This is a genomic window from Clostridium sp. DMHC 10, assembly GCF_001270375.1.
Lineage (GTDB): Bacteria > Bacillota > Clostridia > Clostridiales > Clostridiaceae > Clostridium_S > Clostridium_S guangxiense.
In genome coordinates, this window is record NZ_LGVB01000015.1 from 1,559,382 (window position 1) to 1,571,252 (window position 11,871).

The window sequence follows — 11,871 nt, forward strand, 5'->3', positions numbered from 1 at the left end:
TAAGCACACTTAAATTCTATAATTAAGCATATAGACTTGAAAGGTTAAAATTGATAATAATAAATTTATCCCGACAAACTGGAAGTTGACTCAGTTCACAATTCACAATGCACAGTTCACAATGAATGATGATTTTTTCTCAGCTATGCTTCGAAAAATCTAGAAACTTAATGTGCGCAAAGCGCTTAAAATATAGTGTTCAGCGCAGCTGACACTATTAAGTTCTAAGATTTACCTGAGAGTAACGAAAGGTAAATCCACATTCACTCTACTCTGTACTCTCTACTCTGTACTCTGAGTTAAATTAAAATTTGTAATAGTCTACAGCAATTAATTTTATCAAAATAAAAAGTACAGCTAGGGTGTATTTTTCTCCACCAACGCACTGTACTCTCTACTCTGTACTCTTATATTTTATAGTACTTCTTTAATTGAATAAACAAATTTCCCAACTTCACTAAGCATTTTTTCTTTATTGACTTCTTTTTCTATTATTTTCATTATAGCACTGCCTATGATAACTCCATCGCAGTACTCTTTTATGTCCTTTGCCATTTCGGCATTTGAAATACCAAAACCTATGCACTTAGGAATTTCAGTATATTTTGATACCAAAGAAATATAGTCTTCTAAGTTACTAGATAGTTTACTTCTTACTCCGGTAACTCCATTGGTTGATACACAATATATAAATCCGCCCGCTCCATTTACGATATTTTTTATTCTGTTTTCTGATGTTGGAGCAACAAGAGGAATTATATATACACCGTACTCCACTGCTGCGTCTACAATTTCGCTTCTTTCCTCTAGAGGTAAATCTGGTATTATTACTCCATCTATACCTACATCTTTAGATCTTTTTATAAATTTTTCAACACCATACTTATACACATTTCCAAAGTATGTCATATAGACTAGTGGAATGTTAGTTTTTTTTCTAATATTCGACACCATATTCATTATATCATCTATTTTTATTCTATCTTTGAGGACTTTAGAGGATGCTGTTTGAATAACTGGACCATCGGCAATTGGATCAGAATATGGTATTCCAAGTTCTATTATATCGCTGCCAGAAGAAGAAATTTTCAAAACAATATCTTCTGTGGTTTTTATATCAGGATATCCGCTTGTAACAAATGATATCATTGCTTTTTTATTTGATTCTTTTAATTCCTGAAATTTTAAATCTATTCTATTTTTCATCATCTAATCCCTCCATATTTTCCATAACGGTATTTACATCCTTGTCTCCTCTTCCAGAAAGATTTATAACTACAATATTATCTTTAGGAAGTTTTGGTACGAACTTCATTGCATAAGCTACAGCATGAGAACTTTCAAGAGCTGGTATAATACCTTCCTTCTCTGATAAATATAAAAATGCTTCAAGTGCTTCTTTATCTGTTACAGTTTCATATTTTGCCCTATTAGAATCTTTTAAGTAGGAATGCTGCGGACCAACTCCTGGGTAATCAAGCCCTGCTGAAACAGAATAAGCTGGTGTTATTTGTCCGTCTTCATCCTGAAGCACATAAGTCATCATTCCATGTATTATACCTACGCTTCCCTTAGAAAGTGTTGCTGCATTCATATTAGTATCTAGACCTAACCCTGCTGCCTCTACACCTATAAGATTTACACCTTCATCTTTTATAAAGTCATAAAATGCTCCCATGGCATTACTTCCGCCACCAACACATGCAATTATATAGTCTGGAAGTTTATTTTCCACTTTAAACATTTGCGCTTTAATTTCTTCTCCTATTATCTTTTGAAAATCCTTTACTATTGTAGGATATGGATGAGGCCCCATTACAGAACCAATTACATAGTAAGTACTTTCTATGTTTGTTACCCAATTTCTCATAGCCTCGTTTATTGCATCTTTTAAAGTACATGAGCCTGATTTTACAGAGTTGACTTTGGCACCTAAAATTTTCATTCTAAATACATTAAGTGCTTGTCTTTTAACATCTTCCTCTCCCATAAATACTTCACACTCAAGTCCAAATAAAGCCGCTGCTGTAGCGGTTGCAACCCCATGCTGTCCTGCTCCAGTTTCTGCTATTACTTTTTTCTTACCCATTCTTTTTGCAAGAAGTACCTGACCAAGTGCATTGTTTAATTTATGTGAACCAGTGTGATTTAAATCTTCTCTTTTTAAATATACCTTTGCTCCTCCTAAATCTTTTGTCATGTTTTCTGCAAAGTACAAAGGTGTTTCCCTTCCAACATATTGTCTAAGATAGTATTTATATTCATTTATAAAATTTTCATCATTAATTGCTTTGTTATATTCTACTTCAAGCTCTTCTATGGCATTCATTATAGTTTCTGGAACGTACTGACCCCCATATATTCCAAATCTTCCATTCATTAAAAATTCCTCACTTTCATTATAAATTTTCTTATTTTTGCCTCGTCTTTAAATCCTTCTGTTTCTACACCACTTGATACATCAACTCCAAATGGGTTGAGCTCCTTTATGCACATTTCTACATTATTTTCATTTAAACCACCTGCTGCAATTATTGGTTTTTCGATATAATCTTTAGCAGCCTTAAGCAAATTCCAATCAAATACTTTTCCTGTTCCTCCTGTTTTATTTCCATCCTTGCTGTCAATTAAAAAAGCATCCGCGCAGCATTCCTTTATTAATTTAATATCATTTTTGGAGGTTAAACTAAACGCCTTCCATACCTCATAATTATTAAATTGGTTAATATACTTGTTACCTTCGCTGCCATGAAATTGAAGTATATCAAGCTTTAGTGCTTCTGCAATATTTTTAACAATTTTATACTCCTCGTTAACAAAAACGCCTACCTTTCTTATGCCTGTATTCAAGTTTAAGGAAAGAAGCTTTGCACTTTCCATGGTGACTTTTCTCTTACTGTTTGCAAAAACAAAACCGACATAATCAGGCATATATTTATTTACAAATTCCACATCTTCTTGTCTTTTTATGCCGCAAATTTTTACCTTAATCATGTTTCCTCCTTTTACATTTATGTGAATATTCCGACTTATTTCTATACTGATAGTTATTTCATAAAAATTTGTCGATTCTTATTCATTTTTGCTATGATTAAATATTACATTTTTTTACTTCATCTAAAAACTGACTTATAGCCGCTTCATTATCTATATTTCGCATAAATGTCTCACCAATGAGCACAGCACTCACTCCCAGTGAAGCAACATATTTAATGTCATTAACCGTTTTTATAGCACTTTCTGAAACCGCCATAACGCCCTTTGGTACATATTTCAAAAGCTTTTCTGTTGTCCTTAAATCAGTTGAAAAATCTCTTAAATCCCTATTGTTTATACCTATAATGCTGCATCCAGCTTCTGCTGCTAACTTTGCTTCCTCCTCATTGTGCACCTCTGTTATAGAATGTAATCCAAGTTCTAATGTCTTTTTGTAGAAACACTTAAGCTTATCTTTAAGCACTGCTGCTATTAAAAGTACTGCATCTGCTCCTATTGCTTTTGCCTGATACAGCTGATACTCATCCACAATGAAATCCTTTCTAAGTACAGGTTTTGTGGATATTTTCTTTACTTCTTTTATATATTCATCTCTTCCAAGAAAATATTTTTTCTCTGTCAAAACAGATATAGCATTGATGTCTATTTCCTCATAAGTTTCTGCAATCTTAGATGGATTAAAATCTTCAAGTATCACACCTTTAGAAGGAGAAGCCTTTTTTATTTCTGCTATTATCGATATTTTATCGTTATTTATTGCATCCTTAAAATTTCTTGGTTTCTTGTCATATTCATAAGCAAGCTGCTGCATTTTTTCTTCACTAATTATATTTTTTTCTTCCTTTAATTGATTTAATTTATTATCTACAATATCATCTAATATCATATTTTCACGCTCCCACAAGCTGCTGGTATTTCTCATATGCAGTTCCATCATCTATAAGCTTTCCCGCAAGCTTTACTCCCGCTTTTAAATCCTCCACAGCTTTTCCAACATAAAGCGCTGCTGCACTATTTAAAACCACTATATCTCTCTTAGCTCCTTTTTTCCCTTTTAGTATGTCTAAAATAATGTCTGCGTTTTCTTCTGGTGTTCCACCTTCTATCTCATTTAGAAAGGCTCTCTTAATTCCAAATTGCTCTGGAGTAATTGTGTAGCTTTTCACTTCATTATTTCTTATCTCAGTAACATAAGTTTCTCCTGTGGTAGTTATTTCATCAAGACCATCACTTCCATGCATAACGATTGCCCTTTCTCTACCCAATTTTACGAGCACTTTTGAAACTACATCAATAAGTTTTTTATCATAAACTCCTAGAACTTGACCTTTTAAATCACATGGATTGGTAATTGGTCCTAAAATATTAAATAGTGTTCTAACTCCAAGCTGCTTTCTAACTGGTCCCACATTTTTCATAGCCTTATGGTAAATTTGGGCAAATATAAATCCCATTCCTTTTTCATCAATAGATTTTTCTACTTCCTCCTTATTAAGCTTTATGTCTATATGAAGTTCACTTAAGACATCTGCACTTCCACTTTTACTTGATACTGACCTATTACCGTGCTTTGCTACCTTTACTCCTCCTGCCGCTGCTATGATTGAAGCTGCCGTAGATATATTAAAGGTTTTTGCTCCATCTCCTCCTGTACCACACGTATCAATAGCATATGGTGATTTTAGTTCTACCTTCAAGGCATGTTCCCTCATTGCCTTTGCAGCACCAGTTATTTCTTCTGCAGTTTCCCCCTTCATCTTTAAGGCTACTAAGAATGCAGCCATTTGAGCTTCATCTACCCTTCCATCCATTATTTTATTTACTGCTTCGTATGCCTCCTCTTCTGTTAAATCTTCATATGCAGTTACCTTTTTTATCACTTCATTTAACATTACAAATACCTCCTAAAAAATTTTTATTATCTTTCTCCCATCTTCAGTAAAATAAGATTCTGGATGAAACTGAAGTCCGTACACCTTATATTCAGCATGCTTTATTCCCATAATTACTCCCTCTTCAGTTTTAGCTGTAATTTTGAGACTTCCCGGCAACTTTTCTCTATCTGCAATAAGTGAATGATATCTCATTACCTTAAGGGGGTTTCTTACTCCTTCAAAAAGCTCCTCATTGTTATGCTTTATTATTGATGTTTTTCCGTGCATTATTTCATTTGCACCTACAATCTCTCCACCAAATGCCTTTGCAATAGATTGATGTCCAAGGCATATACCAAGTATAGGAACTGTGTCCGCAAAGTTTCTAATGACATCTACTGATATTCCAGCATCATCAGGGGTTCCTGGTCCTGGAGAAATTATTATTCCTTCTAAATCAATCTTTCTTATATTTGAAATTGTAATTTCATCATTTCTAACTACTTTTATATTCTTGTATACTTCACCAACATATTGATAAAGGTTATACGTAAAGGAATCATAATTATCTATCATAAGAATCATTTATATCACTTCCTTTAATATTTTTGATTTATTAAGACTTTCCTGATATTCATTCTCTGGTATTGAATCGTAGACTATTCCTCCACCTGCCTGTGCATATGCTTTTTTATTCTTTATTACAAGAGTTCTTATTGCTATGCATGTATCCATGTTTCCATCGAAAGAAAAATAGCCAACTGCGCCCGCATAACAGCCCCTTTTCACATTCTCAAGTTCATCTATTATTTCCATTGCTCTTATCTTAGGAGCCCCTGATACAGTTCCTGCAGGAATACAAGTTTTAAGTGCATCAAAACAGTCAAATCCGTCTTTTAGCTTTCCTGAAACCTCTGACACTATATGCATCACATGAGAGTAAAATTCAACTTCCATAAGCTTATCAACTTTTACAGTTCCAAATTCACTGATCTTTCCTATGTCGTTTCTTGCAAGATCAAGAAGCATTGAATGTTCTGCTATTTCTTTTTCATCGTTTATGAGTTCATTTTTAAGTTTTGAATCTTCCTTTTCGTCTTTTCCTCTTGGTCTTGTTCCTGCTATAGGATTTGTTATAACTTTGTCACCATAAACACTTACGAGGCTTTCAGGGGATGAACCTGTTATTTGAAAATCGCCAAAATCTATATAAAAAAGGTATGGAGATGGATTTCTAGAACGAAGCTTTCTGTATATATCAAAAGGCTGTTCATCTATATCCATAGTAAATCTCTGCGATAAAACCACCTGGAATATGTCGCCTTTTCTTATATACTCTTTTGCCTTAGAAACTATTTTACAGAAGCCATCTTTAGTAAAATTAGAAGTTATATTTTTATCAACACTACTTCGTTTAATGTCATGCATTCCTTTATTTGTTTTTATTTCCTTTTTCATATTCTTAATTTCAAGAGACACATCTTCGAAGGATGCATGGTCTTCTGAAAACACGTTGTAAATATATATAGCTTTGTGTGTTAAATGATCATATCCTACTATTTTTTTATAAAACATTAAAATTGCTTCAGGTATCTGTAATTCATCCACATTATCATCAGAAATTCTTTCATACTGCTTTATAATGTCATAGCCTATATAACCAATAGCTCCTCCGGAAAACGTATATTCTGTCTTTTCCATGCTGTGCTCTTTTATAAGCCTTTTCACTGTATCTAAAACTTTTCCTTGTTCTTCGTATACTACTTCCCCTTCTTCTACAAAGATTTTTTCCCTATAGCTTTTTACAATTGCATAAGGATCTGTTCCAACAAAGGAATACCTACCTTTAGAATTATTAAAATAATTACTTTCAAGAAGAAACTTGTTTTTACCCTGCATGTTAAAAAATATTGATATAGGAGTTATTTCATCACAGTCTTCCTCAACAATAACTTGAAATGATTTTTTGCTTTTTTTTAAATTATTAAATTCTGTCTTTGAAATGTTATACACCTTGACTCCTCCTTAAAATACTTAATATTTCGAATTTTCCGTTAATTATTTTTTCACTTTATCTTAATTACTGATTTTTTCCAGACGCAAAAAAGACCACTTCATCCTTTTTATGGGACGAAGTGGTCGTGGTACCACCCATATTTAGTTTAATTATGAATACACAATTAAACCCTCATCCAGATACGGAAAATTCACCAATAATATGAATATCGATATCCTGTCTTTTTAACGGTAGACTTTCCGAATACCACTACTCAGATCAGCGCACAATTCACAGCGCACAGTTCTCAATTAATAAGAACAAATTTCGCAGTATCACCTCACAGATCCATTCACTAAAGGCTTTAGTATCTGGCTCCCACCGTTCCAGACTCGCTTACATAATTAAAAACCAATGTCCTTTTAGCTACTACTTCTGCTCTTAGGTTTATTACTTTAACAATTTAAATTACTATAATATTATAATACATCAAAATTAATCCAAAGTCAACATATTTTCTATACTTGCCCCTGGAGGAACTATTGGAGTTGCCATAGCATCTTTATCAACGTAAAAATCTACTACCACAGGTCCATCATAAGCAATAGCTTTTTTAAGAGCTTCTTCTACTTCTGCATTTGTATTTGCTCTTATGCCAAGTGCACCATACCCCTCTGCTATTTTTACAAAATCCGTTTGTCTTTCAAGAGTAGTGCTTGAAAATCTCTTTTCATAAAATAAATCCTGCCACTGTCTTACCATACCAAGTACACTGTTATTTAACAAAATTATTTTAACCGGTAAATTGTATCTTACTACTGTAGCAAGCTCATTGCAGTTCATTCTAAAGCTTCCATCACCTGCAATATCAAATACCATTTTATTTTTTCCTACACTTGCTCCTATTGCAGCTCCAAATCCATATCCCATAGTTCCAAGTCCTCCTGAAGTAAGGAAGGTTCTAGGTTTTGTATAAACATATCCTTGAGTTGCCCATATTTGATTTTGACCAACTTCAGTTGTAATTACAGCATCTCCATCTGTAAGCTCATAAAGCTTTTTTAATACATATATTGGATTTACAGAAGCATTGGGATTTAATCTCACTGACCTAGAGCTATCTTTGTTTATTAAACCAAGAGCAAATCTAGTCCATTCATTTTCTTCTCTAGTTCCTAGTCTGCTATTTAATTTTCCAAGTACCTTATTTATATCCCCAATTACAAAAGCATCAGCTTTAATATTTTTAGATACCTCAGCTTCATCAATATCTATGTGGAGAATCTTTGCATTTTTAGCAAAAGTCTTTGTATTGCTTGTAACCCTGTCACTAAAACGAGCCCCCATCGCTATTACAAGGTCACTTTCACAAATACATTTATTTGAAGCAGTAGTTCCATGCATACCTACAAGGCCTGTAAACATAGGATTTTTTCCACTAAAAGCACCGAGTCCCATCATTGTAGTACATACAGGGCACTTCAATTTACTTTGAAATTCTTGAATTACTTCTCGTGCATCAGAAATATTACATCCACCACCAACAACTATAACAGGCTTTTTACTTTCATTTATAGCCTCAATTGCACTTTTTAGTTCAGCTTCACTAATCTCATTATTATTATTCTTTTCCTCTATAGTTATGCTTTTATAATCATATTTTGCTGCAGTAATATCCTTAGGTATATCAATCAACACAGGTCCAGGTCTTCCCGATTTTGCAATAGCAAACGCTCTTCTTATTATTTCTGGTAGATCTTCGACTTTTCTTACGCTAAAGTTATGCTTTGTTATTGGCATAGTTATCCCTGTAATATCTACCTCTTGAAAAGAATCCTTTCCAATAAAAGGTGTAGCTACCTGCCCTGTTATGGCTACCATAGGTACCGAATCCATATATGCAGTTGCAATACCCGTAACAAGATTGGTAGCCCCCGGTCCTGAAGTTGCAAGACAAACTCCAACCTTTCCTGTTGCCCTTGCATAGCCATCCGCTGCATGAGCTGCCCCTTGCTCATGTGAGGTCAATATGCACTTTATATCAGGAAATGAATAAATTGCATCATAAATGTTCAAAATAGCCCCACCAGGATAACCAAATATGGTATCTACTCCTTGTTCTTTTAAACATTCAAGAATAATCCTTGAACCGGTATACTCCATTCTTATCACTCCTTTATACTATGAAAAACAGCCCCCGTATTTGCTGAAGATACGCCTTTTCTATATACATTTAAGTATCCTTTAACAGGCTTTTCTACAACTTTAGGTTTTCTATTTTTTAATTCTTCCTCTGGCACTAATAAATTTATATATTTATTCTCTATATCTATTTCAATTAGATCACCTTCATGAACATATGCAATAGGTCCACCTTCTGCGGCTTCAGGTGATACATGTCCTATAGATGCTCCTCTAGTTGCCCCTGAAAATCTTCCATCTGTTATAAGTGCTACTGATTTATCAAGTCCCATTCCAGCAAGTGCTGCAGTAGGTGAAAGCATTTCTTTCATCCCAGGTCCACCTTTTGGTCCTTCAAATCTTATAACGACAACATCACCTGAATTAATTTTACCTTCTCTAATTGCCTTAGAAACTTCCTCTTCACTTTCAAATACTCTTGCGGGTCCCTTATGTTTCATCATTTCTGGAGCTACCGCTGCCTTCTTTACAACCGCTCCATCTGGTGCTAAGTTACCTCTTAGTATTGCCAGCCCTCCTGTTGCACTATACGGATTATCAAGCCTTATAACATCAGTATTTTTCACAACTGCTTTTTCAACATTTTCCCTTAAGGTCTTACCCGTTACAGTTAAGCAATTTTCATTCAAAATACCTTTCTTTATAAGTCCATTTACAACTGCTGGAATTCCGCCTGCCATGTGCAAGTCTTCTATATGGTGATGTCCTGCCGGACTTAATTTACACACATCTGGCACTTTTTCACTTATTTCATTTATTTTATCAAAATTAATCTCAACATCGCATTCATAGGCTATTGCTGGTAAATGTAAAAGCGAATTTGTTGAACATCCAAGTGCCATATCCACAGATACTGCATTCATAAAAGCAGCTTCTGTTAAAATATCACTTGGCTTTATATCATCCTTTACAAGTTCAACAACCCTCATTCCACTTTTTTTAGCAAGTCTTAATCTATCTGAATAAACTGCTGGTATTGTTCCATTGTAAGGAAGTGCCATTCCTAAAACCTCAGAAAGGCAATTCATTGAATTTGCAGTAAACATTCCTGAACATGATCCGCAAGTTGGACAAGCTGAATTCTCGAGCTCACAAAGTTCCTCTTCAGACATTTTTCCAGCATTTACAGCTCCAACTGCTTCAAATACAGAACTTAAATCTGTAGTTTTTCCATTGGTTTTTCCTGCAAGCATCGCACCACCACTAATTACTATTGACGGTATATTTACTCTTGCAGCTGCCATAAGCATTCCTGGAACTACCTTGTCACAATTTGGTACAAGCACTAAGCCATCAAATGCATGTGCTCTAGCCACTAGTTCAATACTATCTGCAATTATTTGCCTTGAAGGAAGCGAATAACTCATGCCTGTGTGATTCATTGCAATTCCATCACATACGCCTATAGTTCCAAATACTACTGGAACTCCCCCTGCCATTCTTACACCATCTTTAACTGCTTGAACTATCTTATCAAGGTTCATGTGTCCCGGTATTATTTCGCTGTATGAGCTGGCTATTCCAATAAGAGGTTTATTCATTTCTTCATCAATAAAACCCAAAGCTTTAAATAGAGACCTATGAGGAGCTTTCTCTACACCGCATTTAGCTGCATCTGATTTCATTATTATCCCTCCACTCTTAAAGTTCCTCGAGAACAAGTTCTCCCATTTTTTTAGTTCCAACATTGGTTGTTCCTTCCGTATATATATCACCAGTTCTATATCCTTTTTCAAGAACTTTTTCTACTGCATTTTCTATATCCCTTGCCGCTTCACTCATATTGAAAGAATATTCAAGCATCATAGCTGCTGATAATATCTGTGCAAGTGGATTTGCAAGGTCTTTTCCTGCAATATCTGGTGCAGAACCATGAATTGGCTCATACATTCCAAAGCTGTCATTTCTTAAACTTGCTGATGGAAGCATTCCTATAGAACCAGTTACCATAGAAGCTTCATCTGTCAATATATCTCCAAAAATATTGCTTGTTACTATTACATCAAATTGTGATGGATCTCTAACTAGCTGCATTGCAGTATTATCAACATAAAGATAATTTAATTCAACTTCTGGATATTCCTTTGCAACTTCAGTTACTGTTTCTCTCCAAAGCCTTGATGACTCAAGTATATTTGCTTTATCTACAGATGTAACTTTTTTCTTTCTCTTCATAGCTGCTTTAAAAGCCACATGTGCTATCCTTTTTATTTCCTCTACGTTATATCTTTCTGTGTCATATGCTGAAGGTATACCATTTTGAACTTCTCTTCCTCTTTGACCAAAATATATTCCGCCTGTAAGTTCTCTTACAACCAGTAAATCTATTCCTTTATCTATGATAGACTGCTTTAAAGGTGATGCTGATTTTAAAACATCATAAACTTTTGCTGGTCTTAAATTTGCATAAAGTCCAAGTCCTCCTCTTAATCCCATAAGTGCTTTTTCTGGTCTCTTATCTCCAGGAAGAACATCCCACTTAGGACCTCCAACTGCTCCTAAAAATACTGCATCAGATTTTTTACATTCTTCAAGTGTTGCTTCTGGAAGAGGCACTCCAAATTCATCTATTGCACATCCGCCAGCTTTTAAAGTTGTAAAATTAAATTTAGTATTGTATTTTTCTCCTACCTTTTCTAAAACTTTTACAGCCTCTCTTGTTATATCAACGCCTATACCATCTCCAGGGATGACGGCTATTTTATATTCACTCATGTAAACATCTCCAAACTTTCTATTTTTATAAGTACTTGTAATTTTTATAAAATTCAGAGTACAAAGTACAGAGGACAGATGACAGTG

General features: G+C 34.4%; 10 protein-coding genes. All 10 read right to left on the minus strand.

Going from position 1 to position 11,871, the window contains the following annotated elements:
- Positions 1–414 precede the first annotated feature (414 nt).
- The 10 genes from trpA to leuB all read right to left on the minus strand — a co-directional run bounded on the left by trpA (position 415) and on the right by leuB (position 11,784).
- A complete protein-coding gene (gene trpA, locus AGR56_RS09605; RefSeq protein ID WP_053243307.1) occupies positions 415–1,206 on the minus strand; it encodes a tryptophan synthase subunit alpha in 792 nt (263 codons plus the stop codon).
- On the minus strand, positions 1,196–2,380 hold the full coding sequence (gene trpB / locus AGR56_RS09610) for a tryptophan synthase subunit beta (RefSeq protein ID WP_053242076.1): 1,185 nt from the start codon (positions 2,378–2,380) through the stop codon (positions 1,196–1,198). Before trpB ends, trpA begins: the two co-directional genes overlap by 11 nt.
- Positions 2,380–2,994, minus strand: coding sequence for a phosphoribosylanthranilate isomerase (locus AGR56_RS09615; RefSeq protein ID WP_053242077.1), 615 nt, complete (start codon positions 2,992–2,994; stop codon positions 2,380–2,382). Before AGR56_RS09615 ends, trpB begins: the two co-directional genes overlap by 1 nt.
- A 97-nt stretch (positions 2,995–3,091) precedes the next feature.
- Complete coding sequence (gene trpC, locus AGR56_RS09620; RefSeq protein WP_053242078.1) at positions 3,092–3,883, minus strand: indole-3-glycerol phosphate synthase TrpC; 792 nt, start codon at positions 3,881–3,883, stop codon at positions 3,092–3,094.
- A gap of 4 nt (positions 3,884–3,887) precedes the next feature.
- On the minus strand, positions 3,888–4,889 hold the full coding sequence (gene trpD, locus AGR56_RS09625; RefSeq protein WP_053242079.1) for an anthranilate phosphoribosyltransferase: 1,002 nt from the start codon (positions 4,887–4,889) through the stop codon (positions 3,888–3,890).
- A 12-nt stretch (positions 4,890–4,901) separates the two neighbouring features.
- Positions 4,902–5,456: an aminodeoxychorismate/anthranilate synthase component II gene (locus AGR56_RS09630; RefSeq protein ID WP_053242080.1), complete on the minus strand. Its 555-nt coding sequence runs from the start codon at positions 5,454–5,456 to the stop codon at positions 4,902–4,904.
- Positions 5,457–6,884 (minus strand): anthranilate synthase component I, encoded by a 1,428-nt coding sequence (gene trpE, locus AGR56_RS09635; protein ID WP_053242081.1) that lies wholly within the window; start codon positions 6,882–6,884, stop codon positions 5,457–5,459.
- Between the two features lie 478 nt (positions 6,885–7,362).
- Entirely contained in the window at positions 7,363–9,030 is a 1,668-nt protein-coding gene (gene ilvB / locus AGR56_RS09640; RefSeq protein ID WP_053242082.1) for a biosynthetic-type acetolactate synthase large subunit, read from the minus strand.
- Positions 9,031–9,035: 5 nt separating this feature from the next.
- Entirely contained in the window at positions 9,036–10,694 is a 1,659-nt protein-coding gene (gene ilvD / locus AGR56_RS09645) for a dihydroxy-acid dehydratase (protein ID WP_053242083.1), read from the minus strand.
- Positions 10,695–10,710: 16 nt separating this feature from the next.
- A complete protein-coding gene (gene leuB, locus AGR56_RS09650; RefSeq protein WP_053242084.1) occupies positions 10,711–11,784 on the minus strand; it encodes a 3-isopropylmalate dehydrogenase in 1,074 nt (357 codons plus the stop codon).
- Between the last annotated feature and the right edge of the window lie 87 nt (positions 11,785–11,871).

What these genes read in the sequence shown, in the direction of transcription:
- trpB (WP_053242076.1), bottom strand. Translation starts at nt 2,380, where the DNA reads ATGAATGGAAGATTTGGAATATATGGGGGTCAGTACGTTCCAGAAACT.
- ilvB (WP_053242082.1), bottom strand. Translation starts at nt 9,030, where the DNA reads ATGGAGTATACCGGTTCAAGGATTATTCTTGAATGTTTAAAAGAACAA.
- trpC (WP_053242078.1), bottom strand. Translation starts at nt 3,883, where the DNA reads ATGATATTAGATGATATTGTAGATAATAAATTAAATCAATTAAAGGAA.
- ilvD (WP_053242083.1), bottom strand. Translation starts at nt 10,694, where the DNA reads ATGAAATCAGATGCAGCTAAATGCGGTGTAGAGAAAGCTCCTCATAGG.
- trpD (WP_053242079.1), bottom strand. Translation starts at nt 4,889, where the DNA reads ATGTTAAATGAAGTGATAAAAAAGGTAACTGCATATGAAGATTTAACA.
- AGR56_RS09615 (WP_053242077.1), bottom strand. Translation starts at nt 2,994, where the DNA reads ATGATTAAGGTAAAAATTTGCGGCATAAAAAGACAAGAAGATGTGGAA.
- trpA (WP_053243307.1), bottom strand. Translation starts at nt 1,206, where the DNA reads ATGAAAAATAGAATAGATTTAAAATTTCAGGAATTAAAAGAATCAAAT.
- AGR56_RS09630 (WP_053242080.1), bottom strand. Translation starts at nt 5,456, where the DNA reads ATGATTCTTATGATAGATAATTATGATTCCTTTACGTATAACCTTTAT.
- leuB (WP_053242084.1), bottom strand. Translation starts at nt 11,784, where the DNA reads ATGAGTGAATATAAAATAGCCGTCATCCCTGGAGATGGTATAGGCGTT.